The organism is Kitasatospora sp. NA04385, assembly GCF_013364235.1.
GTDB lineage: Bacteria > Actinomycetota > Actinomycetes > Streptomycetales > Streptomycetaceae > Kitasatospora.
The window spans coordinates 4,825,204-4,851,472 of sequence record NZ_CP054919.1 but is presented as its reverse complement, the minus strand read 5'-3'; the positions used below and the strand labels follow the sequence as shown (position 1 = coordinate 4,851,472).

Genomic DNA, 26,269 nt, shown 5'->3' with positions numbered 1-26,269 from the left:
GCTGCGGGGAGAGAGTGCGCCGCATCATGGGTGGTGGTGGTTCGGAACAGTCGCGCCCCGTCGTCGGCAACGTGCTGCTCCGCTTGCGCCGCATGCAGTTGCGTTCACAATCGTGCGTGCCCCGTCCATCGTGTCCGAGGAGCAGCTGTGGCGAGTCTGCGTTTCAACCCGCCCCCGAACTGGCCTCCCGCTCCTGCCGGTTGGACTCCCCCGCCGGACTGGCGGCCCGACCCGTCCTGGTCGGCGCCACCTGATGGCTGGCAGTTGTGGATCGCTGGGGACCCTGGAGTGTCGGCGGTCGGCCGGCCGGCTTCACCACCGGGCATCGAAGATCGGGGTGCTCGCCCCAAGCTCTTCGGCCGACGTCGAGGGCGGGAAGAGGACGCCCGCGAACTTCGCCTCGAGGCCCGCAATGCAGTACGCCGAGAGACCGCCGAGATGCAGGCCCTCCTCAAGGAAGCAGGCAAGGCACGGCAGGAACTGGAGAAGGCCCGGCAGGACCTGTTCGAGGTGCAGAACCGTCTGGCCCGGGCCCGGGCGCAGATCGTGGTGACCGAGGAAACCGCCCTGTTGCAGCAGGTCGGGGTGTACGACTACCAGCACCCGCTGCAGGACGCGGTCGCCTACCGCACCCGTCTGGACTCCCTGCAGGCAGAGATCAAGCAGATGGTGCGCGCGGGGCAGGCGGTGCAGTCCGTCTCGCAGTGGACCGTCAACGGGTCGCAACGCGAGGGCAAGAAGATGGTGCGGGACTTCTCCAAGCTGATGCTGCGCGCCTACAACGCCGAGGCCGACCAAGCTGGGCGCCACCATGCAGATCCGCATTGCGGACGGCTACCACGACGCCCGCGTACGCGAGTTGACGCTGACCGCCGACTACCTGCAGAAGAAGGACGAGGAAAAGGAAGCCCAGCGCGAAGCACGTGCCCGCCAGCGCGAGGAGGAGCGGGCGCAGCGCGAGTTCGACCGCGAACGTGAGAAGTTGGACAAGGAGCGCAACCATGTCCAGACAGCTCTGCAGCGGCTACGCGAACGCGGCGACACGCAGGGCGTCCTGGATCTGGAGAGCAGACTCGCCGATATCGAGTCCGCCCTGCGCAGCGTAGAGGCCCGGGCGGCGAACATCCGCACCGGCTACGTCTACGTCATCTCCAACGTGGGTGCCTTCGGCGAACGCATGGTCAAGATCGGCCTGACCCGTCGGCTCGAACCCCTGGACCGCATCTACGAGCTCAGCGGCGCGTCCGTGCCGTTCCGCTTCGACGTCCACGCGCTCATCTTCAGCGACGACGGCGTCGGACTGGAGACCAAGCTCCACCAGCACTTCGCGGACCGCCGGGTCAACCAGGTCAATACTCGACGCGAGTTCTTCTACGTCAGCCCCGCAGAAGTCCGGGACGCCCTGCAGGAATACGTCGGACAGCACCTGGTCGAATTCACCGACGCGCCCGAGGCGCTCGAGTGGCGAGCCAGCGGTGGCAGGCCGGCTTGAGTCACGAGCCGGTGCGCGATCGCGACCGGTCCGTGCCGGCCCGGGCCGGGGCAAGGACGCGTGTGCGAGACGATCCGCCCTGCCCCGCCCCGCCCTCGCGCACCGGACGCCTGGTCCGCCCTCGAACACGGGACCGGCGTCCAGACACCCACCCGGTCCCGTCCGTCAGCGGGCGTCGGCCTCGGGCCGGGGCAGCTCGTCCAGGTCGAGGGTGTAGGTCCGCCCGTCGGCCAGCTCGATGGGCAGCTTGCCCGAGCCGTACTGGTGGGTGTGCGCCGCGATGTAGCCGGAGCCGGTGGGCCGGGTGTGGACGACGACCTCCGCGGCGTACGGGTCCACCACCACGTAGACCGGGATGCCGTAGCGACCGTACTTCGCCGTGCAGTCGTCGTAGTCCTTGCGCGCGGAGGAGGCCGACACCACCTCGGCGATCAGCAGCACGTCCTCGAAGCCGTAGCGCTTGCCCTGCCGCTGCGCGTCCTCCCGCAGGATCGCGAAGTCCGGGGCCGAGTTCTCGTCGGCGGGGAAGTCCAGGTACACGTCGGAGGTGGTCTTCGCGTGCCGCCCGAGCGAGAGCGAGTCGATCTGCATCGACTTGATCGTGCTGGAGTGCTCTTCGCTCCGCGGGGTCATGACCACCTTCCCGTCGGTACCGAAGAAGAGCACGTACCCGGCGGGGAACTCGGTGTTCATGACCGCGTCGACGCTCATCAACGGCTCCTTCCTGTCGCCTCTCAGGATATGGGGCCACGGACTCGTACGGGTCGCGGCACAACCGCCTGGCCCGGGTCCTGGCGAACGCCCTGGATGCAGCCGCCGGCACGGACTGGAACGCCGACACGGACTTCGATGTCCGGTTGCAGGACGTGCCGCTCACCAACCGGCGGCCCGACGTCGTGGTCTACCGGGCGGAGACCATCGACATCACCCCCACCCGCCGCCTGGTTCGGAGACCACCGACCGCATCGTGAAGGTGGACCAGTACGCGCAGGCCGGCATCGCCTTCTACTGGCGGATCGAGCAGACCGCCAACGGCGTCCCTCTCGTCTGCACCTACGTCCTCGACCCCGCGAGCCGGTCCTACCGCGACGCGGACGTGTTCACGGGCACGATGAGGACCACCGCTCCGTTCGCGGTCGAGGTCGACCTCGGCGCGATCTGACCCGTCCTCCGCGCGCGCGGCCGGTCGGCCTCGGGCGGGGCGGTACGGGGCCGCGGCCCTTCCCGGGGCAGGGGCGGCCGGGGAGGCCTGCGGGCGGGTCAGTCGTCCTTGGGGTCCGGCTGCTCGGTGAAGTCGATCTTCTTGAAGCGGGCGTTCATCGACTTCAGCAGGAACCAGGTGGCGATGCCGAGGGCGGCGAAGACCACGAAGCCGAGGAGACCGGGGGTGACCTTGGTTTCGTCGAGGGCCAGGGCGGTGGCGAGCTGGACGGGGTTCACGGGGGTGCTCATTCCTCCATGGTGACCCGGCCTTAGGACGGCCGGGTCACCGGGGGGTGGTGCGGGGCGGTGCGGGGCGGGACGAACGGGCTACTTGCGCAGGCCCGCGAAGAGGTCGGTCTCGGGGAGGTCGGTGTCGACCAGGGACTTGGCGAGCTCGTAGTCCTCGGTGGGCCAGACCTCGCGCTGGATGTCGATCGGGACGCGGAACCAGGGCCCGTCCGGGTCGATCTGGGTGGCGTGCGCGATCAGTGCCTTGTCACGGATCTCGAAGAAGTCGGCGCACTCGATCCGGGAGGTGATCTCCCGCTCGGCCCGGCCGGACTTCTCCCAGCCCTCGATCCACTCGCCGTACGGGGAGTCGTGCCCGTTCTCGCTGAGGTAGGCGTGCAGGGCCCGGATCCGGCCCATCGGGAAGCCGTGGTTGTAGTAGAGCTTGGACGGCTGCCAGGGCTCGCCGGCCTCGGGGTAGGCCGCCGGATCGCCGGCCGCCTCGAAGGCCACCATGGTGATCTTGTGGGTCATGATGTGGTCGGGGTGCGGGTAGCCGCCGTTCTCGTCGTACGTGGTGATCACGTGCGGGCGGAACTCGCGGATCAGCTTGACCAGGGCGCCCGCCGCGACCTCGACCTCCTCCAGGGCGAAGCAGCCCTCGGGCAGCGGGGGCAGCGGGTCGCCCTCGGGCAGGCCCGAGTCGACGTAGCCGAGCCACGCCTGCCGGACGCCGAGGATCTCCCGGGCGGCGTCCATCTCCTTGCGGCGGACCTCGTGGATGTTCTCCTCGACCCACGGGTCGCCCTGGAGCTTGGGGTTGAGGATCGACCCGCGCTCCCCTCCGGTGCACGTGGCGACCAGGACCTCCACCCCCTGGGCCACGTACATGGCCATGGTGGCGGCGCCCTTGCTGGACTCGTCGTCCGGGTGCGCGTGCACCGCCATCAAACGCAACTGCTCGCTCAACGCCTGATCCCCTTCAGGTACAGGTATGTCCGGGTTCGTCGGGCCGGCTCCCCCGCCGCCTCTGGCGCGGACGTGACCCTCCTATAGTGACGGACTGGAGGGCCCGTCCATTCCCACCGAAGGACGAACGCCGCTCCGCGAAAGGACCGAGCCCCGCCATGGACCACAGCCCTACGCCCGAGACCCGCACCGCACCGCCGGCCGCACCGCCGGCCGGCCGCTACAGCCGGGCCGACGACCGGACGGCCGACCGCAGGCTGCGGGTGGCCGCGGCGGTGTGCGGGGTGCTGTTCCTCGGGCTGATCGCCTGGCTGGGCAGCTCGTACCTGCTGCGCGAGACCAGGATGAACGGTACGGTGCCCACCTTCCAGGCGGTGTCGGACACCGAGCTGCAGCTGCAGCTGTCGGTGCGCAAGAGCGCGGGCACCTCCGGGGTGTGCACGGTGCGCTCGCAGGGGACGGACGGCTCGGTGGTCGGCCAGTCGGACTTCCAGGTCCCGGCGGCGGGCAGCAGCTACGACCAGGTGGTCACGCTCCGGACCACCGCCCGCGGCACCACCGCGGAGCTGCTCGGCTGCACCCCCGACAAGGAGTAACGCGCTCCGCCGCCGCCTCGCTCACCCTTTCGGAGGGCAGCCGGGCCCGGGGAGGCCGCCGGCTGCCCGCAGCCCTCCCGTCCGCGCCCGGAACTTGTTAGGCTCGTGGTTTCGCCCCTTCCGCGCCGACCGGCTCGGGAGCGGGCGTTGCTTTGCATCTGCCCAGAAAATCGACCCACTGCCGCCGGTCCACCCCCGGGGCGACGCCAGCACCGACGAGGAGCACCCCGTGACCCAGACCAACGATGACGTGACCTGGCTCACTCAGGACCACTACAACAAGCTCAAGGCCGAGCTTGACCAGTTGACCGGGCCCTGGCGCATCGAGATCGCGAAGAAGATCGAGGCCGCGCGCGAGGAGGGCGACCTCAAGGAGAACGCCGGCTACCACGCGGCCAAGGACGAGCAGGGCAAGACCGAGGCCCGCATCCGCCAGCTGTCCCAGCTGCTGGAGCGGGCGAAGGTCGGCGAGGCCCCGGCCGACTCGGGCGTGGTGGCCCCGGGCATGCTGGTGAAGGTCGCCTTCGACGGCGACGAGGACGACACCATGGAGTTCCTGCTGGCCTCCCGCGAGGTCACCGACGGCGACATCGACGTGTACTCCCCGCAGTCGCCGCTGGGCCGGGGCATCATCGGCAAGTCGGTGGGCGAGAACGCCCAGTACGAGCTGCCGAACGGCAAGAAGGCCAGCGTGAAGATCGTCGACGCCAAGCCGTTCTCGGGCTGACCGCCCCGGACGGACCGCACGCGCCGCGACGGCCGCTCCCCCGGGTGGGGGGAGCGGCCGTCGCGCGTGTCCGGCGGGGCGGGGCGGTCAGCCGGCCGCGCGGCGGTACTTGCGCACCGCCAGCCAGGAGAAGACCGCCGTGATGAGGACCGACCAGACCACCGAGACCAGCGCGGCGTGCTGCATCGGCCAGGAGTCCGGCACCGGGCCGAGCTGGTTGCCGAACAGGCTGCGGCAGGCCTGCACGGTGGCGGAGAACGGGTTCCAGTAGGCGACCGGCTGCAGCCAGTCCGGCATCGAGCTGACCGGTACGAAGGCGTTGGAGACGAAGGTCAGCGGGAACAGCCAGATCAGCCCGGCCGAGGTGGCCGCCTCGGGGCTGCGCACCGACAGGCCGATCAGCGCGCCGATCCAGGAGAAGGCGTAGCCGAGCAGCAGCAGCAGGCCGAACGCGGCGAGCATGTCCAGCACGCCGTTGTGGATCCGCCAGCCGACCGCCAGCGCGACCAGCGACAGCACGACCAGGATGAACGCGGTCTGCACCAGGTCGGCCAGGGTGCGCCCGGTGAGCACGGCGGCCCGGGACATCGGCAGCGAGCGGAACCGGTCGACCAGGCCCTTGGTCATGTCCTCCGCGATGCCGGCCGAGGCGCCGGCCACCGCGAAGGTGACGGTCTGGGCGAAGATGCCGGCCATCAGGTACTCGATGTACGTCTGGTGGCTGGGCTGCGCGCCGGGGATCGCGATCGCGCCGCCCATGACGTACGAGAACAGCAGCACGAACATGACCGGCTGCATGAGGCCGAAGACCACGATCTCCGGGATCCGGGTCATCCGGCGCAGGTTCCGCTTGGCGACCACCCAGGAGTCGTGGGCGGTGGCGGCGACGCCGCGGCGCGGGGTGACGGGGGCGCCGCCGATGGCGCCCCGGGTGTCGGAGAGTGTCATCTCAGGCGTCCTTCCCGTGGCCGCGGCGGCCCTTCTTGGCGTCGGCGGCCGCGCCGCCGTCCTCCTCGTCCGCCCCCTCCTCGGTGACGTGGCCGGTGAGGGAGAGGAAGACGTCGTCGAGGGTCGGGCGGCGCAGGCCGATGTCGTCGATCTCGATGGAGCGGGCGTCCAGTTCGCGGATGGCATCGGCGAGCACCCGGGCGCCGCCGCTGACCGGGACGGTGATCCGGCGGGTGTTCCGCTCCACCGTCGGGTCGCCCTTGGCGTACGGGGTGAGCGCGGCGACGGCCTCGGGGACGAGGTCGGCGGCCCGGACGACCACCTCGATCCGCTCGCCGCCGATCTGGCGCTTGAGCTCGTCGGCGGTGCCGCGGGCGATCACCTTGCCGTGGTCGACCACCGCGATGTCGTGGGCGAGGCGGTCGGCCTCCTCCAGGTACTGGGTGGTGAGCAGCAGGGTGGTGCCCTGGTCGACCAGGGTCTCGATGACCTCCCACAGGGCGATCCGGTTGCGCGGGTCGAGGCCGGTGGTGGGCTCGTCGAGGAACATCACCGGGGGCCGGACCACCAGGGCGGCGGCCAGGTCGAGGCGGCGGCGCATGCCGCCGGAGTAGGTCTTGGCGGTGCGGTCCATGGCCTCGGAGAGGTGGAACCACTCCAGCAGCTCCAGGGCCCGCTTCTTCGCGTCGCGGGCGCTCATCTGGTAGAGCTCGCCGACCATCTGGAGGTTCTCGCGGCCGGTGAGGTACTCGTCCACGGCCGCGTACTGGCCGGAGAGGCCGATCAGGCTGCGCACCTTGTTGGGGTGCTTGAGGACGTCGACCCCGGCCACGGTGGCCCGGCCGGAGTCCGGTTGGAGCAGGGTGGTCAGGACGCGGACGGTGGTGGTCTTGCCCGCGCCGTTGGGCCCGAGCAGCCCGAGGACGGTGCCCTCGGGGACGTCCAGGCTCACGCCGTCCAGGGCGCGGACGTCACCGAAGGTCTTGACCAGGTTCTCGGCTTCGATGGCTGCCGCCATGGGCCTGCCTCATCTCCTGATGCGAGTCGATTCTGTGGGGAAATCATCCGATTTGTTACCCGAGCCCACCGGCGGCGAAGCTCGCGATACATCGCAAGATGCTGTCACTCGCGATATATCGCGTCAAGCGCCGCAGGTGAGGCGGGTCACAGCCTTCCACCCGGCACTGACAACCCGGCCGACACCTCGACCGACGGCCCGGCCGCGACCGGCACCGACGACCCGACGGCCTCAGCGGCTGACCACGTACCCGGCCTCGCGCAGCTCCCCGATCACCGCCGCGCAGTGCTCGGGGCCCTTGGTCTCCAGGTGCAGGTCCACCTCGACCTCGGTCAGGCCCAGCTGCGGGTCGATCCGCACGTGCGCGACGTCCAGCACGTTGGCGTCCACCCTGGTCAGCACACCCAGCAGGTCGGCCAGCGAGCCCGGCCGGTCGAACAGCCGCACCCGCAGCGACAGGTAGCGGCCCGCCGCGGCCAGCCCGTGCCGCAGCACCCGCTGCATCAGCTGCGGGTCGATGTTGCCGCCGGAGAGCACCGCCACCACCGGCCCCTCGAACCGGCCCGGCTCGGCCAGCAGCGCGGCGATCGGCGCCGCCCCGGCGGGCTCGACCACCAGCTTGAGCCGCTCCAGGCCGACCAGCAGCGAGCGGGAGAGCTCGTCCTCGGAGACCGTCAGCACGCCGTCCGCGAGCGCGTTCACCACTTCGAAGGGGATGTCGCCGGGGCGGCCGACCATGATGCCGTCCGCCATGGTGGCGAACCGTTCCAGCGAGACCGGGCGCCCCGCCGCCAGCGACAGCGGGTACGCGGCGGCCGCGGCGGCCTGCACGCCGATCACCCGGACGTCCGGGCGCAGCGCCTTGACCGCGATCGCCACGCCGGCCAGCAGCCCGCCGCCGCCGGTGCCGACCAGCACGGTGCGCACCTCGGGGCACTGCTCCAGCACCTCCAGGCCGACGGTGGCCTGGCCGGTGATCACGTCCCAGTGGTCGAAGGGGTGGATGAACACCGCGCCGGTCGCTTCGGCGTACTCGCGGGCGGCCTGCAGCGCCTGGTCGACGTTGGCGCCGTGCAGCCGGACCTCGGCGCCGTACTCGCGGGTGGCGGCGACCTTCGGCAGCGGCGCGGCGAGCGGCATGAAAACGGTGGAGCGCACGCCCAGCAGCGCGGCGGCCAGCGCGACGCCCTGCGCGTGGTTGCCGGCGCTGGCGGCGACCACCCCGGCGGCCCGCTCGACCGGGGAGAGCCCGGCGATCCGCACGTACGCGCCGCGCAGCTTGAACGAGCCGGTGCGCTGCAGGTTCTCGCACTTGAGGTGGACGGGCGTGCCGGCCACCCCGGACAGGTGGCGGCTGGTCTGCATGGGGGTGATCCGGGCCACCCCGGCCAGCATCTTCTGCGCGCCCAGGACGTCGTCCACCGTGATCGGCCAACTGTGCATGGGGGCAGCCTAGGACGCGCGTGGTTCCGGTGTTCGTCCGGCGCGCGTACGCTGCTGGTCACGAGTCGCCCGCACCCCCCGTGAGCCGCGATGAGCCTGCCTGCGCCCGATTCCCCCACCGACCCCGGCTGTCCGGATGCGGACAGTCAGCTCCCTTACCAGGTCGCGGTGTTCGCGCGGCGGATCAGTGTCGCCGGTGAACTCGACCGGGCCGCCTTCCTGCTGCTGGAGCAGCTCTCCGCGACCGGCCCGGCCAACGTGAAGACGCTGGCGGCGGAGCTCGGGGTGGACTCCTCGACGGTGACCCGGCAGGCCGCGCCGCTGCTGCGCGAACGGCTGGTGGCGCGGCTGCCGTACCCGGCGGACCGGCGGGCGGTGCGGCTGGGGCTGACGCCGCTGGGAGCCGGGCGGCTGGACCAGGTGCGGCAGCGGCGGCGGGAGTTGATCGCCGAGCTGACCGCGGGCTGGACGTCCCGGGAGCGGGCGGTGTTCTGCGCGCTGCTGGCCCGGTTCAACGACGGTCTGCTGGACCGCCGTTGAACCGGACGGGCGGACGGCGCGTCAGCCGAGGGCCTGCTCCAGGTCGGCCAGCAGGTCGGCGGCGGACTCGATGCCCACCGAGATGCGCACCAGGTCGGCGGGCACCTCCAGCGGGGAGCCGGCCGCGGAGGCGTGGGTCATCCGCCCGGGGTGCTCGATCAGCGACTCCACGCCGCCCAACGACTCGCCCAGGGTGAACAGTTCGGCCCGGTTGCAGACCTCGACGGCGGCCTGCTCGCCGCCGGCGACCCGGAAGGACACCATGCCGCCGAACGCCTTCATCTGCTTGGCGGCGACGTCGTGCCCGGGGTGGGCGGGCAGGCCGGGGTAGAGCACCTGCGTCACCTTCGGGTGGCCGGCCAGCAGTTCGGCGACCTTCTCGGCGTTCTCCGAGTGCCGGTCCATCCGGACGCCGAGCGTCTTGATGCCGCGCAGCACCAGCCAGGCGTCGAACGGCCCGGCCACCGCGCCCATCGCGTTCTGGTGGTAGGCGACCTCCTCGGCCAGGCCCGCGTCGGCGACCACCAGGGCGCCGCCGACCACGTCGGAGTGCCCGCCCATGTACTTGGTGGTGGAGTGCACCACCACGTCCGCGCCGAACGAGATCGGCTGCTGGAGGTAGGGGCTGGCGAAGGTGTTGTCGACCACCAGCTTGGCGCCGGCGGCGTGCGCGATCTCGGCGACCGCGGCGAGGTCGGTGATGCCGAGCAGCGGGTTGGACGGGGTCTCCACCCACACCGCGCGGGTGGTCGGGCGGATCGCCTCGCGCACCTTCTCGGGGTGGTGGGTGTCGGCGACCGAGAACTCGACGCCCCAGCGGGTCAGCACCTTGGCGAACAGCCGGAAGGTGCCGCCGTACGCGTCGTTGGGGATGACGATGTGGTCGCCGGGCTGCAGCAGGGTGCGCAGCAGGGTGTCCTCGGCGGCCAGTCCGGAGGCGAAGGCGAGGCCGCGGGCGCCGCCCTCGATCGCGGCCAGGCACTCCTCCAGCGCGGTGCGGGTCGGGTTGGCGGAGCGGCTGTACTCGTAGCCCTCGCGCAGCCCGCCGACGCCGTCCTGCTTGTAGGTGGACACCTGGTAGATCGGCGTCACGACTGCCCCGGTCCGGGGGTCCGCTTCCTGGCCCGCGTGGATGGCGAGCGTCTCGAAGCCGTGGGAAAGCTGGTGCTGGGTCATGCAACCGAGCCTAGTGGGGCCGGGGTTGCGGCCGGGGCGCCGGAAGCCGCGTGCCGGGCGGCGTTTCCCCGCCCGAAAGGCCTCGCCCGGGAACAGGTCGCACCAGTACGATCTGCCAGCCCGTACACATGATCGATACTGGGGGACCCCGGAATGTCCACGGAGCGCACCGGCTTGCGCACATCCACCCGGGCGCTGGTCGCCGTCGCCCTGCTGGCCGGCTTCTACCTGCTCGCCGCGGCCATCGTGGTCGGCCTGGTCTGGCTGAACGTCGAACTGGTCGTCGAATCCGACCGGTTCCACTCCGCCATGGTGAAGATCTGGCTGCTGAGCGCCGCCATCGCCTACCCGGTGCTGCGGGTGGTGTTCCTGACCCGCCGCCCGCGCTCCGAGCACCGCAACGGCCTGGTGCTGACCCGCGCCGAGCAGCCCGGGCTGTGGGACCGGGTGGACCGGATCACCGCGGCCACCGGCGTCCGCGGCCCGTCCGAGATCCGCCTGGTCCCGGACGTCAACGCGTACGTCTCCGAGGACACCGCGCTGCTCGGCCTGGTCCGCGGCCCGCGCCGGCTGGCGATCGGCGCGCCGCTGCTGCTCGGCCTCAGCGAGGCCGAGCTGGACTCGGTGCTGGCCCACGAGTTCGGCCACTACGCCAACAACGACCTGCGCCTGGGCGCCGTCACCGTGGCCGGCCACACCGCGCTGCTGCACTCCATCACCACCCTGCACCGACGGGCCGACCGGCACCGGGCCGGGAAGGCCGCCGAGATCGCCGAGGACAATGCCCACCGGCTGGCCCGGGGCCGCAGCGCCCGCGACGCGGACCCGGGCGACGGCGGCGTCGAACGCGTCCTGGCCAAGGTGTTCACCCAGTACGCCAAGCTGTACTTCCGGGTCACCGAATCGGTGCGCCGCCGACAGGAGTTCGCCGCCGACCGGCACGCCGTCGCGCTGGCCGGCCGGGACGCCACCGCCGCCGCGCTGCGCCGCATCCCGGCGCTGGCCGCCGCCCAGGGCTTCTACCTGGACCGCTACGCCACCATGGGCTGGTCGGCCGGCCTGCTGCCGATGCCCGGCCAGTTCTACGGCGGCCTGGCACACCTGCTCGCCGACCCGGAGCGGCGCGAGGAGCTCACCGCGATGGGCCTCGACCTGCCCGACGACGAGCCCGGCCCGTACGACTCGCACCCGCCGATCCGGCAGCGGGTCGCCGCGATCGAGGCGCTGCCCGACACCCCGGGCCTGCCGGGCCTCGGCGCGGACCGGCCCGCGCTCGGCCTGCTGAGCGGCGCCGAGCGCCTGCTCGCCGACCTGGAGACGCTCGAACTGGCCCCCGAGGCCGCCGCCAAGCGCCGCGTCGACTGGCCGGACCTGGTGCACGAGACCCTGCTGGCGCACGCCCGCGGGCAGGCCCAGCCCGTCCTGCGGGCGCTCACCGGCCTGGGCCTGACCGGCACCGTCGAGGCCATGCTGGACGCCCTGGCGGCGGGCCGCGGCGCGGAGATCGCCGCGCGGCTGCCGCAGAGCGCCGAGTCGGCGAAGGCCACCGGCCGGGCCGCCCGGGAGTTCCGGCGCGGCCTGCTGCGCGAGGCGCTGGAGTCGCTGACCGTGCTGGCGCTGACCTCGGACCGGCGCGCCCGCTGGGAGCTGTCCTGGAGCCGCCCCGCCGCCCTGGTGCTGCCCGGCGACGCCGCCGAGCGGCTGCCCGCCGCCCTGGACGCCGCGGTGGCCGCCGAGCCCGACACCGCCCCGCTGCGCGCCCTGCTGGCCGAAGCCGGGGCCGGGGCCGCGGCCCCGGTGCCCGCCTCGTCCTGACCTCCCCCGCCCCCCCCCCCTCTGGAGAACCACCCCCGATGGCCCGACTGATCGTCATCATCCCGCTCGTCCTGCTCCTGGCCTGGAAGGTGCTCACCTGGTGGGCGAAGGCCAAGACCGCCCGGGTGGAGAAGCTGCAGGGCGAGTTGCAGGAGCGCGTGAAGGCCCGGCGCGCCGAACTCGAACGGGAGCTGTCCACCGAGCACGGCCTGGTCCCGCGCGAGGAACTGGTCGTCACGAAGACCCCCGAGGTCCCGGGGCTGGACGCCGCGCTGGCCGCCGCCACCGCCGGCGACTGGCACCCGGCCGCCGAACTGCTGGCCGCCGCGACCGGCGACCACGACCTGCGGCTGCGCCTGCTCGGCCCGCTGGGCGAGAACGCCGCCGAGGACGACGCCTGGCTGCGGGCCTGGCGCGCCGAGCGGCCCGAGGACGCGGACGCCGCGGTGATCACCGTGGAGGCCCTGGTCCAACTGGCCTGGAACATCCGCAGCTCCAGGCGGGCCAGCGAGGTCAGCCAGGAGCAGTTCCAGGCCTTCCACCGGGTCCTCGGCGAGGCCGAGGAGGCGGCGAAGGACGCCGAGCGCCTGGCGGCGGACGACGACCCGCTGCCGTTCTACGTCCAGCAGCCGGTCGCCATGGGCCTGAGCTGGGCGAACTCCCGCTACGTGGCCCTGTGGTCGGAGCTCTCCGCCCGGGACCCGCGGCACCTGGCCGGCCACCAGCGGGCCCTGCAGTACTGGTGCGCGAAGTGGCACGGCAGCCACGAGCTGATGCACGCCTTCGCGGACGCGGCGGTGGCCGGCGCACCGGTCGGCTCGCTGCTGACGGCGGTCAAGCTCCAGGCCTGGGACGAGCAGTTCCGCGGCGCCGAGGACCGGAGCGCCGCCTACGGCTCCCCCGAGGTGCTGGCCTCCGTCGAGGCCGCGGAGGCCGACCTGGCCGCCGCCGAGGCCGCCCCGGCCGCCGCGGCGACGGCCCCCCGGATCCGGTACCTGCACGGCCTGCTCGCCGAGTTCCACACCCGGGCCGGCCGCGGCGCCGACGCGATGCGGCACTTCCGGGCGCTCGGCCCGCACGTGCCGGGCCCGTGGACGGACTACGAGGACCCGGTGGGCGCCATCCAGCGGGACCGCGTCATCGCCGCCGCCCACCTCGCGGGCGGCACCGCCTGACCGTCCCGCGTCGCGCCCGCCCGGCCGGGTGCCGAGGATGGAGTGGTCAGCCGCGCCCCGCCGCCGAGCCCGGCGGCGGGGCGCGGGGTCGTTCTCGGCCGGAGGTGAACGGTGATGGCCGGGTTGGTGCGGATGAGTCTCGACGAACCGGAGGAGGTCCGCCCGTTCGAGGGCGGCAAGGGGCGGTTGGCGCTGGTGAACCTGGCGGCGGGCGGTGTCGGCCGGGCGGTGTTCGAACCGGGCTGGCGCTGGTCGGAGCACGTGAAGCCGATCGCCGGCACCGACAGCTGCCGCGCCTCGCACGCCGGGTACGTGATCTCCGGCCGACTGCGGGTGGAGATGGACGACGGCGAGGCCGCGGAGTTCGGCGCGGGCGACTTCATGCTCTGCCCGCCCGGCCACGACGCCTGGGTGCTGGGCGACGTGCCCTGCGTGATGCTCGACTGGCAGGGCTACGCCGACTACGCGAAGCCGAAGGGCTGAACGTCAGCCCCGCCGCACCTCGTGCAGGAAGCAGCCGAACTCGACGGCCCGCACGTGCAGCACGGCGGTCGCCGGGTCGTCCAGCAACTCGGCGGCGAGGGACGGGAGTTCACCGGGCTCGCCGACCCGGCCGCCGAGGATGCGGCCGTCCGCGGAGTAGGCCCGCAGCACCCGCGGCCCGCCGTGGAAGCCCTCCGGCCAGCCGCCGGGGTGGCCCGCGCACGGCTCGGCGTGCACGAACACCGGCCCGGTCTCCAGGTAGGGCCCGGGGTCGCAGCCGGTCTCGGCGGCCCAGCGCAGCAGCGGCGCGTACGACAGCAGGGTGATCCGGTCACCGGGCCTGGCCCTGGTCAGGCAGCAGCGCAGCGGGTGGCCGCCGGTCCCGGTGACGAAGGCCTCCCGGGCGTGCCCGGCGTCGTCGGCGCGGCGCAGTGCGGCGAGCACCGGGGCGGGGACGGCCCGGACGTCCAGGGCGGTGGCGACGGCGGCATCGGCATCGGCGGCGGTGGCGGTGGCGGTGGCGGTGGCGGTGGCGGTGGCGGTGGTGTCCATGCCCTCCAGCCTGCGGCCCGACGGCGCCCCGGTCCGGCGGCTTCCGGACGTCGCGCTGCCCCGGGGGCGCGGACGCGGCACGGCCCGCCGCGGCGTGCTGCCGCGACGGGCCGTGGTGCCCCGGCCTACCGACGGTGCGTCAGGTGAGCTCGGGGGCGAGTTCCTTGATCTCGGCGAACGCGAGGCCGCTGCGGTTCATCGCCTCCGCGGTCTCCCGGTCGATGCCGAGCTGCTTCAACTGGGCGAACTCGGACTCGGTCAGCGGTTCGGCCGGGGTGAGGCCGTTGCTGTCGAAGCCGCTGTCGTCGGAGAAGTCCTCGTAGTCGCCGCCCTGGTCCATCGAGGCGAACAGCTCCTGGAGCTTGTCGAGGTCGAGCGGGGTGGCGTCGGACGGGGCGGCGATCGAGACGTCCCGGGTGGAGATGCCGAGCCGCAGCGGCAGGTGCGCCGACCAGTCGGTCTTGTCCGCGAACTGGGCGAGGTCGACGGTGATCGCCGAGGCCCGGCCGTCCACGATCCGCACGTCGGCGGCGAGCTTGCGGTTCGGCACGTCCTGGAAGTCGCCGAACTCCTTGCGGCTCGGGAACTTCGGGGTGCCGGGGACGTCCTGGGCGACCTCGCTGAACGAGTCGTACAGGCTCTCGACCAGCGGGCGCAGCGGCGCGGCGACCCGGATCACGTCGGCGTCGCCGGACTTGCCGAGGTCCTCCAGCGAGACGTTCTCGGAGAGCGACTTCTTCATCGAGTCGCAGAAGTGCTGGAGCACGGACGGGTCGACGCTGGGCGCGGCGCTCGGGCTGCCGCCGGCGGCGCCCTGCTCCGGCAGGCCGCCCTGCATCTGCCGGGAGAGCTCCTTGAACGTGTCGGGGTCGACCGAGACCCACTTGCCGTCGATCAGGTCCTTGATCGGGGCGGCCTCGGGCGGCAGCTCCGACAGGCCCTGGTCGACCGTGGCGGCGTCCTCCCCGGCCAGTTCGGCGAGGCCGCGCACGTCCGCCTTGGCGTACGCCTTGTCGCCGATCACCCGGAGGTCGAGGTAGGTCTTGTCGTTCTTCTTCCCGCTCAGCGCGTAGCCGATCGAGACGCCCTCGCCGCCGGTGGCACCGGCGGCGCCGGAGCAGCCGTCCTTGAAGAACCCGGTCTCCTTGAGCGGCTTGGTGTTGCTCAGCGAGACGGAGAGCTTCAGGTCGGAGAGCAGTTCGGCCTCCTGCTTCTCGATCGGCGAGTCGGTCGCCTCGCCGAACGCGACCAACTGGTCGGCGGCGGCGTCGAAGGAGAGGTCGAAGGTGAGCGTGCGGGCGTCGCCGAGCTTGTCGAAGGACTTCTCGAGCTTCTCGCCGGCGTTGAGCTTCTCGACGGTGCCGCAGGCGACGAGGCCGCCGCCGAGGAGAGCGGCCCCGGTGGTGACGGCTATGCCGGCGCGGAGGGCGCGGCGGCGGATGGCGGTGTTGATGGCTTGCTCCTGCTACTGGAGACGGTTCGGGCCCGGTCGGCCCTGCCGCGGAGGCAAGCTCAGCACAATGACGCGTCCCCCCGCACGCGAATATTTTTACCATTCGTTTAGGACATTCTCACGAGGCCCCCCTACCTCGGCCCCCGGACCTCGCCCCCGGAGCTCGCCCTCCGACCGGCGGGAGCGTCAGACGGCGCTGCCCGCGACCCAGTCCGCCCAGGTCATGTTCCAGCCGTTCAGGCCGTTGGCGGGGCTGACCGTGCGGTCGCCGGAGTTGATCACCTCGACCACGTCCCCGATCATCGAGCTCGCGTAGAACTCCGCCGCGGCGGTGCCCGGGTCGTTGCCGCCCTGGACGTCCTGCAGCGCGATGCAGCCGTGGCTGGTGTTGGCGTCGCCGAACTGCGAGGCGGGCGACCAGTAGTTGCCGTGGATGAAGGTGCCCGAGGTGGTCAGCCGCTGGGCGTGCGGCACGTCCGGGATGTCGTACTCGCTGCCCAGGCCCACCGTGCTGGAGTTCATCCGGGTCTGCTGGTAGCGCTCGGAGATCACCAGCTTGCCGGCCCAGGTGCGGTGGTCGGGCGCGCCGCCGATCACCGGGTAGGTGGCGGTGACCCGGCCGTCGGTGCGGACGGTGAGGGTGTCGGCCGTCAGGTCGGCGGTGGAGACCTGGCTGCGGCCGACGGTGAAGGTGACGTCCTTGGACTGCGTCCCGTACACGCCCTTGGCGCCGGCCACGTCCTTGAGCCGCAGCTTGAGGGTGACCTTGGTGCCCTTCGCCCAGTACTCCCGGGGGCGGAAGTCGATCCGGGTGGCGTCGAACCAGTGGCCGACGACCTCCACCGGCGGGTCGGCGACCACGGTGATCGCCTGCTGGACGGCCTTGCGGTCGGTGATCGCCTTGTTGAAGTTGATCGACACCGGCATGCCGACGCCGACGGTGGTGCCGTCCTCGGGGGTGAAGTAGCCGACGAAGGTGTTGGCCGGGGAGGCGGTGGAGAAGCTCGCGTTGGCGTCGGCCGGGCGCTGGTCGCCGTCCACGGCGGAGGCCGCGACGCTGTACCGGCTGCCGCTGGAGAGCGTGGCGGTGGAGGTCCAGCCGGCCTTGTCGTCGGAGAACCGTCCCGCTATCGCCTTGCCGGTGCCGTCGGTGACGTCCACCGAGGTCAGGGTGCCGTTCAGCACGGTGACGGTGACCGGCTCGGTGAACGGCGCGGCGGTGGTGCCGTCGGCGGGCTTGATCGTGATCTCGGCGACCGAGGCCTTGGGGCTGGTGGACGGGCTGCCCGAGGCCCCGCCCCCGGCGGGGGCCGAACCGGAGGCGCTCGGGGTGCCGGACTTGTCCCCGCCCGAACAGGCCGCGACCAGCAGCACCGGAGCGCCCAGCAGTCCGGAGAGCACCCCGCGCCGGCTCCAGTTGCCGCCGCGCGGCCGGTCCTGCTTCTCCGCTGCGGTCACGTCCACGCTCCTCGATCACCAGATCACTCATTTATGTGCAGATCGTACGAGAGTACCCAAGTGACCCGCAGAACGGACAAAAGCCCGGTCCGGGGCTACCGGACCGGGCTCTCGCACGGGTGGAACGGGGTGGAGCGGGACGGGGTGTCACTGCACCTCGTACTCGTCCCAGCTCTCGTCGTCGGGGTCGTAGTCGGTGCTGGCGGACTCCCAGGTCGCGGAGGTGAGCTCCACGCCGGGGATGTCGCCGAGCAGGGCCACCGGGTCCACGAAGTGGGCGAGCGAACCGGTCGGGTCCACCTCGATCGCCTCGACGGCCTGGGCCCGCTCGTCGTCCTCCAGGTACTCGTCGTCGGCGACCTGGGTGAGCGCGGCGGCCTTGAGGGCACCCTCGTCGGTGATCTCGGCGATCAGCTCGATGGTGAGGCGAACGTAGCGCGGTGCGTCCTGCTCGGGCAGGTCGGTGCTGGTCATACCGGCGAGCCTAGGGCCTCGCACAGCCTTCCGACGCATCCCCCTGCCGAAAAGGCGCCGCCCCGGCACGAGGGAGGGCCGGCCCGGGCGAACCCGGACCGGCCCTGCCTCCTCCGCTCGGACTCCCCCACCCGGGAGCTCGCGGAGCCGCGCCTCGCGGCGCGCTATCTGCCGCGGGAGCCGCCGCACCCTGGGAACCAGGGGCGGGACGACGGCGCCTCCCGCGGATCGGACACGGTGGGCCGGGTCAGGGCCGACCGGTCGTGTCCTGGGTGACCGTGGGGGCTGGGGAGCCGCTCCCTTCCCCCACCGTCACCGCTCTCGGCTTCTTGCCGTGCTTCAAAGATGCCCTGCCCGTGTTAACCGGGTGATGCGCGGTTGTGACGTCCGGGTACCAACCGTTCCCGGTGCCCCGTTCCACCCGGACGGCGGCCGCTCCCGGGCCGGTCAGCGGCCGGTCAGCGGCCCGACGGGCAGCACGCCGGGCCGGTCAGCGGCCGGTCAGCGGCCGGTCAGTGCCCGGCCCGGGCGGTCAGGAAGGCCAGCAGGTCCTGCCTGGTCACGATGCCCTGCGGCTTGCCCTCGACCAGCACCACCACCGCGTCGGCCTTCTCCAGCACCGCCATCAGGTTGGTCACCGACTCGCCCGAGCCGACCACCGGCAGCGGCCCCGACATCACCCCGTCGAGGGTGTCGGAGAGCTGGATCCGCCCGCTGAACAGGCCCTCCAGCAGGTCCCGTTCGACCACCGAGCCGACCACCTCGCCGGCCATGATGTCCGGGTGCCCGGCGCCCGGGGAGACCACCGGCATCTGCGAGACGCCGAAGTCCCGCAGCACCCGGACCGCCTCGGCGACCGTCTCGCCCGGGTGCATGTGCACGAACTGCGGGATGCCCTCGTGCTCGATGGCGTCCTTGCGGGCCAGCACCTCGCCGATGTGCGCCTCGTCGGTGGCGGTCGGCAGGAAGCCGTAGTCGGCCATCCAGTCGTCGTTGAAGATCTTCGACAGGTAGCCGCGGCCGCCGTCCGGCAGCAGCACCACCACCACGTCGTCCGGCCCCAGCTCGCGGGCCACCTCCAGCGCCGCCACCACGGCCATCCCGCAGGAGCCGCCGACCAGCAGGCCCTCCTCCTTGGCGAGGCGGCGGGTCATCTGGAAGGAGTCCTTGTCCGAGACCGCGACGATCCGGTCCGCGACCTGCCGGTCGTAGGCGGTCGGCCAGAAGTCCTCGCCGACGCCCTCCACCAGGTACGGCCGCCCGGTCCCGCCCGAGTACACCGAGCCCTCCGGGTCCGCGCCGACGACCTGCACCTTCCCGCCGGAGACCTCCTTCAGGTAGTTGCCGGTGCCGGAGATCGTCCCGCCGGTGCCGACGCCCGCCACGAAGTGGGTGATCCGCCCGCCGGTCTGCTCCCACAGCTCGGGGCCGGTGGAGTGGTAGTGCGAGGCCGGGTTCTCCGGGTTGGAGTACTGGTCCGGCTTCCACGCGTTCGGGGTCTCCCGGACCAGCCGGTCCGAGACGTTGTAGTACGAGTCCGGGTGCTCGGGCGCGACCGCGGTCGGGCAGACCACGACCTCCGCGCCGTACGCCCGCAGGGTGTTGATCTTGTCGGTGGACACCTTGTCCGGGCAGACGAAGATGCACTTGTAGCCCTTCTGCTGGGCCACGATCGCCAGCCCCACCCCGGTGTTGCCGCTGGTGGGCTCGACGATGGTGCCGCCGGGCTTGAGCGCGCCGGAGGCCTCCGCCGCCTCGATCATCCGCATCGCGATCCGGTCCTTCACCGAACCGCCCGGATTGAAGTACTCGACCTTCGCCAGCACGGTGGCGCTGATCCCCTCGGAGACCTTGTTGAGCCTCACCAGCGGGGTGTCGCCGACCAGCTCGATGATCGAATTGTGGTACCGCACGGGGGTCCTCCCGGTCCGTGGCATCACTGATTTCCCGAAACCCCCAGCCTAGGGCCCTCCCCCGCTCCCCGGCCCCCGTCGGCGAGTCCGTCCCCGTCCGGTACCGACCCGGTGACGGAACCGTTCGGCACCGACGGCCACGACCGCGGCCGGGTGCGCGGACCCGAGCTACGAGTTCACCCCGGCGGTGGAGACGCAGACCCTGACGTACGTCACCCCGACCGTCACCCTCACCGCCCCGGACGGCGGCCCGCTGCGCTTCGCCGACGCCCGCCCCGTCCAGCGGCCCGTCGCGACCGCGGCCTCCAGCGCGGGCGAGGCCGACGCCCGCCGGGCGTACGACGCGTTCGTCAGCCGGTCCCCCACCCCGCGACTGCCCGCGTACGGCAGCTCCCCGGACCCCTACCCCGGCGTCCCGGTCACCGGCACCGACCGTCCCGGCCGCTACCTCGGTTACGCCTTCAACTGGGTGATCACCAGCTCCTTCGTCCGCCACTGCGGCGGCGCCGCCCCGCGGCCCCCCGGCGCCTTCGGCACCGTCACCACCCTCCGGCCCCGCTTCCCGGTCGCCCTGGTGTCCGACTGCGCCGCCCCCCGCGGCGACGTCGAACGGCAGGCCGCCCTCCTGGTCTGCGACCCGCCCGCCTGAACCACCGGGCCCGTGCCCACCCCCGCCGTGCGGCGCCCGGGTGGTTCTGCCCCGGCGGGTCGGTAGGGCGGGGCGGTCGGGGGGTACCAGTGGGGTACCGGTGTGCGGAGTGGAGAGGGGGTGGCCGATGACCGGCTCACAGGCGTCCAGGGCCCGGGTGGCACGGCGGATCGCCACCGCGGCGGCGTACGGGGGCGGCGGGCTGGGGCTGCTGGGGGCGGGCCTGGCCGGGGTGCTGCTGACCGAGAGCCGGATGGCGATCCGGGCGATCGGCATCCTGGACGGCGACCCGCCGTACGCGGACGGCGTGTACGGCGAGGCCTTCACCGATCCGGCCGACCCGCGCGAGCCCCTGGTGCTGGCGTTCCTGGGCGACTCGACGGCGGCCGGGCTGGGCGTGCAGCGGGCGCAGGAGACGCCCGGCGCGCTGCTGGCCTCCGGGCTGGCCTCGATCGCGGAGCGCCGGGTGCGGTTGGCGAACGTCGCGCGGTCGGGGGCGCGCTCCTCCGACCTGGCCCGGCAGCTGGAGCTGGCGCTGCCGCAGCGGCCGGACGTCGCGGTGGTGATGATCGGCGCGAACGACGTGACCCGGCACGCCCCGGCGGCCCGCAGCGTGCGCGAGCTGGGCGAGGCGGTGGGCGCGCTGGTCTCGGCGGGCTGCCGCGTGGTGGTGGGCACCTGCCCGGACCTGGGCACCATCAAGCCGGTCCGGCCGCCGCTGCGCTGGGTGGCGCGGCGGCTGAGCCGGCAGCTCGCGGCGGCGCAGACCATCGCGGTGGTGGAGGCGGGCGGGCGGACGGTCTCGCTGGGCTCGCTGCTGGGCCCGGAGTTCGCCTCCCGGCCGGAGCTGTTCGCCGCGGACCGCTACCACCCGTCCGCGCAGGGGTACGCGACGGCGTCGATGGCGCTGCTGCCCTCGCTGTGCGCGGCGCTGGGGCTGTGGCCGCAGGAGTCGGCGGCGGGCGGCCCGGTGGAGCCGCAGGCGGTGCTGCCGGTGGCGGTGGCGGCCGCGGCGGCGGCGGGGCGGTCGGGCACCGAGGTGACGGCGGCCGGTCCGGCGAACGGCACCTGGCGGTGGGCGACGCTCAAGCAGCGCTTCCGGCTGGCGCTGCCGCACGGCGCGGACGCGGAGCCCGCCGGAGCGGGTGCGGCGGAGCTGGCGGAGGAGGGCGGGCCGCGGGCGATCACGTCGGCGAACTCACATCCGGAGTCGGATGACGCCGGAGCTACCAAGCGGTAACTTTCCCGGGAGATCCGCCGGATCGCGTCCCGAGGTCACTCAGCGAGGAGCCCGCCATGCCCGAAGCCGTCATCGTCAGCGCCGCCCGTTCGCCGATCGGCCGGGCGTTCAAGGGCTCGCTGAAGGACGTCCGCCCGGACGACCTGACCGCGCAGGTGATCGGTGCGGCGCTGGCCAAGGTCCCGGAGCTGGACCCGCGGCAGATCGACGACCTGATGCTGGGCTGCGGCCTGCCGGGCGGCGAGCAGGGCCACAACCTGGCCCGGATCGTGGCCGTCCAGATGGGCATGGACTACCTGCCGGGCGCGACGATCACCCGGTACTGCTCCTCCTCCCTGCAGACGACCCGGATGGCGCTGCACGCGATCAGGGCCGGCGAGGGCGACGTCTTCGTCTCGGCGGGCGTGGAGACGGTCTCGCGTTCGGTCAACGGCACCTCGGACGGCATGCCGGGCACCACCAACCCGCTGTTCGACGCGGCGCAGGCGCGCACCAAGCACCGCGCGGAGACCGGTGGCGGGGAGTGGCACGACCCGCGCGAGGACGGGCTGCTGCCGGACGCGTACATCGCGATGGGGCAGACCGCGGAGAACCTGGCGGCGCTGAAGGGGATCACCCGGGCCGAGCAGGACGAGTTCGGCGTGCGTTCGCAGAACCTGGCCCAGGCGGCGATCGAGGCCGGCTTCTGGCAGCGCGAGATCACCCCGGTGACGCTGCCGGACGGCACTGTGGTGAGCGCGGACGACGGCCCGCGCGCGGGCGTGACCCTGGAGGGGGTCTCCGGGCTGAAGCCGGTGTTCCGCCCCGACGGCACCGTTACTGCTGGTAACTGCTGTCCGCTGAACGACGGCGCGGCGGCGCTGGTGGTCATGTCGGACACCAAGGCGCGCGAGCTGGGCATCACCCCGCTGGCCCGGGTGGTCTCCACCGGCGTCTCCGCGCTCTCCCCCGAGATCATGGGCTACGGCCCGGTCGAGGCGTCCCGGCAGGCGCTGAAGCGGGCCGGCCTGTCGATCGGCGACATCGACCTGGTGGAGATCAACGAGGCGTTCGCGGCCCAGGTCATCCCGTCCTACCGGGACCTGGGCGTCGACCTGGACCGGCTGAACGTGAACGGCGGCGCCATCGCGGTGGGCCACCCGTTCGGCATGACCGGCGCCCGGATCACCACCACGCTGATCAACTCGCTCCAGTGGCACGACAAGCAGTTCGGCCTGGAGACGATGTGCGTGGGCGGCGGGCAGGGCATGGCGATGGTGATCGAGCGCCTCAGCTGACCACCGCGACAGCCGCTGTGACGGGCGTCTCACCCATCCGGAGTGACGCTGCGTGATTGAGGCCCGGATCACACCGAAGGTGCGATCCGGGCCGTTTTCCGTCGCTCCGCGACCGAATGATCGACGCACCGGATTGGATCAACTCCGCAGCGTAGAAAGGTATTACCTAACAATTTGAGGACAAGTAGGAAAGTCACCGACAAATCCGACATCAGCCACTGCAGTAACGGTCCCCGATACGGCAGTGTGGAGGCGTAACCCCGTTCCGCTCCTCGTTGGGAGTACGTTCCGTGAGCGCCGTCTTCCTCTCCCTGCTGCTGGTACTGATCGCCCTGACCACCGCCGTCCTGCTCCACCTCCGCGCACTGGCACGGAAGTTGGACGCACGGCAGCCCGCCGACGCCCCGCAGTTGGACGAGGCGCTGATACGCCGGGCCGTCACCGACGCGCTGGCCGCCGACCGGGAGCGGGAGATCACCGAGGCCCGGGCGTTCTGGGCCGAGCAGGAGGCGCGCGCCGCCGAGGACTCGCCGCTGTTCGACACCCCGTTCACCACCATCGGCGAGGAGTGGCCGCTCTTCTTCCCGCGCCCGACCGGCCCGCAGGACGCCGCCGACAACAACGGCGTGATGGACCCGGAGTTCGGCGAGGCGCTGCGCCACGCGCTGGAGGACCTGATCGACGACGGCCCGGCCGGCGGCTCCCGGGCCGCGCACCCCGCCCAGGGCCACCCCGCCCAGGGCCACCCCGCCCAGGGCCACCCCGCGCAGGGCGGCGGCCTGCCCGCCCCCGGCGACAACGGCGACGTGAAGGCCCGCCGGGAGGCCGATCTGCTGGCCACCGGCCTGGAGGCCGGGCTGCTGGACGCCGAGGCGGAGCCCGCGACCGCGCCCGACCCGCGCCGGCACCCCTCGCACCCGGACTTCGTGCCCAGCCCGACCCCGTCCCGCGAGTGGACCGACGACCGGCTGGCCGCGCTGGCCGAGGAGCGGATCGCGCTGACCGACGTCCGCCCGGGCCCGCTGGGCACCCTGGACGTGTACGCCTTCGCCGACGGCACCACGCTGTGCGTCGCGCCCGGCGACCGGGAGGCCGCGTACCGGCTGATCGACGCCGTCCGGGCCGGTGAGGACGTCCGGCTGCTCGGCGGGTCCCGGTTCTCCGGCTCGTACTCGCTGACCTTCTCCACCGACGACGAGACGGTGTACGTGCTCGCCGACCGGGTGGTCGCCTCGATCTGACCCGCCCGCCCGCGCCCGTGACGGGGCGCCGAGAGGCCCGGCAAGGGGTTGCCCGGGCCGTTCTCGGCGCCCCGTCGGCGTTCCCGCCCGGGCTGGCCCGGGGTGCTGACACGCCGTCAGGCGGTGAGCCGGTCGGTCTCCTCGACGTCGGCGAGCGCGGCGGCCAGCGCGCCGGGGTGCCCGTCGCCCGCGGCGAGCGCCAGGTCGTGCCCGGTGACGGCCAGTTGGTCGCCCACCGCGAACGCCCCGCAGTCCGGCACCTCCAGCGCGGACAGGCCCTCCAGCGCCCGCCCCGCGTCCGCCAGCCGCCGGGCCAGCGCGAGCACGGCGGCAGCCCGGGACGGGTGCCCGGGGACGGCGCCCAGCAGGCGGCTCTGCGGCATCGCCCGGAAGCGGTCGGCGAGCCGGTCGACGGCGGTGGTCAGCCGCGCGGCGGCGGCGGGCAGTTCCTCGGACATGCCCCGAGACTAGGGCCTGTCCGGCCCCGGTCGGCCGGGGCGCCCCTCCACCGGCCGACCGGGGCGCCCCTCCCCCGGCCGGGAACGGCCGCGGCGGGCCGCGGAGGAACGTTCCTCCGGGGCCCGCCGCGGGTGTGCGCCGGGGGCGCGGGTCAGTCGTCGCCGCGCAGGATGGCGATCAGGCGCAGCATCTCCATGTAGATCCACACCAGCGACAGCGTGAGGCCGAAGGCGGCCCGCCAGGCCTCCTTCTCGGGGGCGCCCATCCGGATGCCCTCCTCGATCTGGGCGTAGTCGAGGGTGAGGAAGAAGGCGCCGAGGGCGATGCCGACCAGGCCGACCAGGATGCCCAGCGGGCCGGAGCGCAGGCCGAAGTCGGCGCCGAAGGCCATCGCCACCGTGTTGACCAGCATCAGCAGCACGAAGCCGATGGCGATCGAGATGCCGATCCGGGTGTACCGGGGGGTGACCCGGATCCGGCCGCTCTTGTAGGCGATCAGCGTCGCCGCGAAGACCGCCGAGGTGCCCAGCACGGCCTGGATCGCGATGCCCGGCCAGAGCGTCTCGAAGGCCTTGCTGATCGCGCCGAGGAAGAAGCCCTCCAGGGCCGCGTAGGCCAGGATCAGGCCGGGGTTGACGCTGCGCTTGAAGCTGATCACCAGGCCGATGACCAGGGCGATCAGGGCCGCGCCGATCGCCGGGGCGAAGTTGTCCATCGGCACGGTGAACCAGGCCACCGCGCCGAAGGCGACCAGGGCCAGCAGCGTCATGGCCGTCCGGGCGACCACGTCGTCCATGGTCATCCGGCCGGTCTGGAGCGGGCCGGCCGACGGCGCCTCGTACATGCCCGCGAGCTGCTCGTCCGTCAACGGCGGCTGCCCGGCGCCCTGGTGGCCCGCGTAGGGGTTGCCCGCGTAGGGGTTCCCGGCGGCCTGCCGGCCGGCCGTCTGCGTGCCGAACCCCGCGTACTGGTCGTCGCGGGTGAAGGACCCCTCCCGCGAGAAGACCGGGTTCCTGCTTCTCATCACATTCCTTCCGGGGCGGCACGGCACCACCCACACAGAGCACAAGAGTAATGGTTTGGCAAAGTATTCCGCGTCGGTCGTGAGGATGATCCCGTGTCGCCTGCGCGGGGGGCCGTCGAGGGGGCAGGGTGGGTGGCGCACCTGACGCATACCCAGAAAGGCGGCCCCATGGCCGAGGAACTCTACGCCACCCTGAAGACCAACAAGGGCGACATCGTGATCCGGCTGCTGCCGAACCACGCGCCCAAGACGGTCAAGAACTTCGTGGAGCTGGCGACGGGTGAGCGCCAGTGGATCGACCCGAACACCGGGCAGCCGAGCAACGCCCCGCTGTACGACGGCACGGTCTTCCACCGGGTCATCGAGGGCTTCATGATCCAGGGCGGCGACCCGCTGGGCAACGGCACCGGCGGCCCGGGCTACAAGTTCGCCGACGAGTTCCACCCGGACCTCGCCTTCACCAAGCCGTACCTGCTGGCGATGGCCAACGCGGGCCCGGGCACCAACGGCTCGCAGTTCTTCGTCACGGTCGCCCCGACCACCTGGCTGACCGGCAAGCACACCATCTTCGGCGAGGTCACCGACGAGGCCAGCCAGAAGGTGGTGGACGCGATCGCCACCACCGCCACCAACCCGCGCAACGACCGCCCGGTGCAGGACGTGGTGATCGAGAAGGTCGTCGTCGAGACCCGCTGACGCCGCACCGACGCCCGGAC

At 72.9% G+C, this 26,269-nt stretch carries 27 protein-coding genes and 1 pseudogene; 13 read left to right on the top strand and 15 right to left on the bottom strand.

Annotated features, from left to right (window positions below; all coding sequences use genetic code 11):
* Nucleotides 1–312: 312 nt before the first annotated feature.
* Nucleotides 313–825 (bottom strand): hypothetical protein, encoded by a 513-nt coding sequence (locus HUT16_RS38445; RefSeq protein WP_254897927.1) that lies wholly within the window; start codon nucleotides 823–825, stop codon nucleotides 313–315.
* Here HUT16_RS38445 and HUT16_RS38440 point away from each other — a divergent pair.
* Entirely contained in the window at nucleotides 812–1,492 is a 681-nt protein-coding gene (locus HUT16_RS38440; protein ID WP_254897926.1) for a GIY-YIG nuclease family protein, read from the top strand. The genes HUT16_RS38445 and HUT16_RS38440 overlap by 14 nt on opposite strands.
* A 165-nt stretch (nucleotides 1,493–1,657) precedes the next feature.
* Here the strand turns inward: HUT16_RS38440 and HUT16_RS21750 are convergent, their stop codons facing one another.
* Nucleotides 1,658–2,203: a Uma2 family endonuclease gene (locus tag HUT16_RS21750; RefSeq protein WP_176189788.1), complete on the bottom strand. Its 546-nt coding sequence runs from the start codon at nucleotides 2,201–2,203 to the stop codon at nucleotides 1,658–1,660.
* Nucleotides 2,204–2,259: 56 nt separating this feature from the next.
* On the opposite strand from HUT16_RS21750, the pseudogene HUT16_RS21745 reads away from it, so the two are divergent.
* Nucleotides 2,260–2,654: pseudogene (locus HUT16_RS21745) on the top strand (Uma2 family endonuclease); the annotation flags it as partial.
* Nucleotides 2,655–2,752: 98 nt separating this feature from the next.
* Here the strand turns inward: HUT16_RS21745 and HUT16_RS21740 are convergent.
* Both HUT16_RS21740 and mca read right to left on the bottom strand, forming a co-directional pair.
* Nucleotides 2,753–2,944, bottom strand: coding sequence for a hypothetical protein (locus tag HUT16_RS21740; protein WP_176189787.1), 192 nt, complete (start codon nucleotides 2,942–2,944; stop codon nucleotides 2,753–2,755).
* A gap of 78 nt (nucleotides 2,945–3,022) precedes the next feature.
* Nucleotides 3,023–3,892 carry a mycothiol conjugate amidase Mca gene (gene mca / locus HUT16_RS21735; RefSeq protein WP_176189786.1) on the bottom strand — a complete coding sequence of 290 codons (870 nt, stop codon included), beginning with the start codon at nucleotides 3,890–3,892 and terminating at the stop codon, nucleotides 3,023–3,025.
* 158 nt (nucleotides 3,893–4,050) lie between these two features.
* Here mca and HUT16_RS21730 point away from each other — a divergent pair, with 158 nt between their 5' ends.
* Together HUT16_RS21730 and greA are read left to right on the top strand one after the other, a co-directional pair.
* Nucleotides 4,051–4,488 carry a DUF4307 domain-containing protein gene (locus HUT16_RS21730; RefSeq protein ID WP_176189785.1) on the top strand — a complete coding sequence of 146 codons (438 nt, stop codon included), beginning with the start codon at nucleotides 4,051–4,053 and terminating at the stop codon, nucleotides 4,486–4,488.
* A 229-nt stretch (nucleotides 4,489–4,717) separates the two neighbouring features.
* Nucleotides 4,718–5,215, top strand: a complete 498-nt coding sequence (gene greA / locus HUT16_RS21725; protein ID WP_176189784.1) for a transcription elongation factor GreA — start codon at nucleotides 4,718–4,720, stop codon at nucleotides 5,213–5,215.
* A gap of 87 nt (nucleotides 5,216–5,302) precedes the next feature.
* Here greA and HUT16_RS21720 read toward each other — a convergent pair whose 3' ends face one another.
* From HUT16_RS21720 to ilvA, 3 genes are all read right to left on the bottom strand, one after another.
* Nucleotides 5,303–6,163, bottom strand: coding sequence for an ABC transporter permease (locus HUT16_RS21720; RefSeq protein ID WP_176189783.1), 861 nt, complete (start codon nucleotides 6,161–6,163; stop codon nucleotides 5,303–5,305).
* A 1-nt stretch (nucleotide 6,164) separates the two neighbouring features.
* Nucleotides 6,165–7,181, bottom strand: coding sequence for an ATP-binding cassette domain-containing protein (locus HUT16_RS21715; RefSeq protein ID WP_176189782.1), 1,017 nt, complete (start codon nucleotides 7,179–7,181; stop codon nucleotides 6,165–6,167).
* Nucleotides 7,182–7,412: 231 nt separating this feature from the next.
* Complete coding sequence (gene ilvA, locus HUT16_RS21710; protein ID WP_176189781.1) at nucleotides 7,413–8,624, bottom strand: threonine ammonia-lyase; 1,212 nt, start codon at nucleotides 8,622–8,624, stop codon at nucleotides 7,413–7,415.
* A gap of 90 nt (nucleotides 8,625–8,714) precedes the next feature.
* On the opposite strand from ilvA, the gene HUT16_RS21705 reads away from it, so the two are divergent.
* Nucleotides 8,715–9,164 (top strand): MarR family winged helix-turn-helix transcriptional regulator, encoded by a 450-nt coding sequence (locus HUT16_RS21705; protein ID WP_176189780.1) that lies wholly within the window; start codon nucleotides 8,715–8,717, stop codon nucleotides 9,162–9,164.
* Between the two features lie 21 nt (nucleotides 9,165–9,185).
* On the opposite strand, the gene HUT16_RS21700 is transcribed toward HUT16_RS21705, so the two are convergent.
* Nucleotides 9,186–10,340: a cystathionine gamma-synthase gene (locus HUT16_RS21700; RefSeq protein WP_176189779.1), complete on the bottom strand. Its 1,155-nt coding sequence runs from the start codon at nucleotides 10,338–10,340 to the stop codon at nucleotides 9,186–9,188.
* Nucleotides 10,341–10,514: 174 nt separating this feature from the next.
* Here HUT16_RS21700 and HUT16_RS21695 point away from each other — a divergent pair, with 174 nt between their 5' ends.
* The 3 genes from HUT16_RS21695 (at nucleotide 10,515) to HUT16_RS21685 (ending at nucleotide 13,813) form a co-directional block, all read left to right on the top strand.
* Nucleotides 10,515–12,155, top strand: coding sequence for a M48 family metalloprotease (locus HUT16_RS21695; RefSeq protein ID WP_176189778.1), 1,641 nt, complete (start codon nucleotides 10,515–10,517; stop codon nucleotides 12,153–12,155).
* A 38-nt stretch (nucleotides 12,156–12,193) separates the two neighbouring features.
* Complete coding sequence (locus HUT16_RS21690; protein WP_176189777.1) at nucleotides 12,194–13,330, top strand: hypothetical protein; 1,137 nt, start codon at nucleotides 12,194–12,196, stop codon at nucleotides 13,328–13,330.
* A gap of 114 nt (nucleotides 13,331–13,444) precedes the next feature.
* A complete protein-coding gene (locus HUT16_RS21685) occupies nucleotides 13,445–13,813 on the top strand; it encodes a cupin domain-containing protein (RefSeq protein WP_176189776.1) in 369 nt (122 codons plus the stop codon).
* Between the two features lie 3 nt (nucleotides 13,814–13,816).
* Here the strand turns inward: HUT16_RS21685 and HUT16_RS21680 are convergent, their stop codons facing one another.
* The 5 genes from HUT16_RS21680 to HUT16_RS21660 form a co-directional block, all read right to left on the bottom strand.
* A complete protein-coding gene (locus HUT16_RS21680) occupies nucleotides 13,817–14,365 on the bottom strand; it encodes a DUF1203 domain-containing protein (RefSeq protein ID WP_176189775.1) in 549 nt (182 codons plus the stop codon).
* A 139-nt stretch (nucleotides 14,366–14,504) separates the two neighbouring features.
* On the bottom strand, nucleotides 14,505–15,617 hold the full coding sequence (locus HUT16_RS21675; protein ID WP_176189774.1) for a hypothetical protein: 1,113 nt from the start codon (nucleotides 15,615–15,617) through the stop codon (nucleotides 14,505–14,507).
* A 387-nt stretch (nucleotides 15,618–16,004) separates the two neighbouring features.
* Nucleotides 16,005–17,282: an Ig-like domain-containing protein gene (locus tag HUT16_RS21670; RefSeq protein WP_176189773.1), complete on the bottom strand. Its 1,278-nt coding sequence runs from the start codon at nucleotides 17,280–17,282 to the stop codon at nucleotides 16,005–16,007.
* A gap of 141 nt (nucleotides 17,283–17,423) precedes the next feature.
* Complete coding sequence (locus HUT16_RS21665; RefSeq protein ID WP_176189772.1) at nucleotides 17,424–17,750, bottom strand: hypothetical protein; 327 nt, start codon at nucleotides 17,748–17,750, stop codon at nucleotides 17,424–17,426.
* A 512-nt stretch (nucleotides 17,751–18,262) separates the two neighbouring features.
* Complete coding sequence (locus HUT16_RS21660) at nucleotides 18,263–19,663, bottom strand: cystathionine beta-synthase (protein WP_176189771.1); 1,401 nt, start codon at nucleotides 19,661–19,663, stop codon at nucleotides 18,263–18,265.
* A gap of 187 nt (nucleotides 19,664–19,850) precedes the next feature.
* On the opposite strand from HUT16_RS21660, the gene HUT16_RS21655 reads away from it, so the two are divergent.
* From HUT16_RS21655 to HUT16_RS21640, 4 genes are all read left to right on the top strand, one after another.
* Nucleotides 19,851–20,312 (top strand): hypothetical protein, encoded by a 462-nt coding sequence (locus HUT16_RS21655; RefSeq protein ID WP_176189770.1) that lies wholly within the window; start codon nucleotides 19,851–19,853, stop codon nucleotides 20,310–20,312.
* A 127-nt stretch (nucleotides 20,313–20,439) separates the two neighbouring features.
* Nucleotides 20,440–21,552 (top strand): SGNH/GDSL hydrolase family protein, encoded by a 1,113-nt coding sequence (locus HUT16_RS21650; RefSeq protein WP_176189769.1) that lies wholly within the window; start codon nucleotides 20,440–20,442, stop codon nucleotides 21,550–21,552.
* A 56-nt stretch (nucleotides 21,553–21,608) separates the two neighbouring features.
* Nucleotides 21,609–22,829, top strand: coding sequence for an acetyl-CoA C-acetyltransferase (locus tag HUT16_RS21645; RefSeq protein ID WP_176189768.1), 1,221 nt, complete (start codon nucleotides 21,609–21,611; stop codon nucleotides 22,827–22,829).
* 290 nt (nucleotides 22,830–23,119) lie between these two features.
* The gene (locus HUT16_RS21640; RefSeq protein ID WP_176189767.1) at nucleotides 23,120–24,070 is read left to right on the top strand and encodes a hypothetical protein; all 951 of its coding nucleotides are present in this window, start codon (nucleotides 23,120–23,122) and stop codon (nucleotides 24,068–24,070) included.
* A 116-nt stretch (nucleotides 24,071–24,186) separates the two neighbouring features.
* On the opposite strand, the gene HUT16_RS21635 is transcribed toward HUT16_RS21640, so the two are convergent.
* On the bottom strand, nucleotides 24,187–24,528 hold the full coding sequence (locus tag HUT16_RS21635) for a hypothetical protein (protein WP_176189766.1): 342 nt from the start codon (nucleotides 24,526–24,528) through the stop codon (nucleotides 24,187–24,189).
* Nucleotides 24,529–24,680: 152 nt separating this feature from the next.
* Complete coding sequence (locus HUT16_RS21630) at nucleotides 24,681–25,553, bottom strand: Bax inhibitor-1/YccA family protein (protein WP_176189765.1); 873 nt, start codon at nucleotides 25,551–25,553, stop codon at nucleotides 24,681–24,683.
* A 168-nt stretch (nucleotides 25,554–25,721) separates the two neighbouring features.
* Between HUT16_RS21630 and HUT16_RS21625 the strand changes: the two genes are divergently transcribed.
* Entirely contained in the window at nucleotides 25,722–26,249 is a 528-nt protein-coding gene (locus tag HUT16_RS21625; protein WP_176189764.1) for a peptidylprolyl isomerase, read from the top strand.
* Nucleotides 26,250–26,269: the final 20 nt, after the last annotated feature.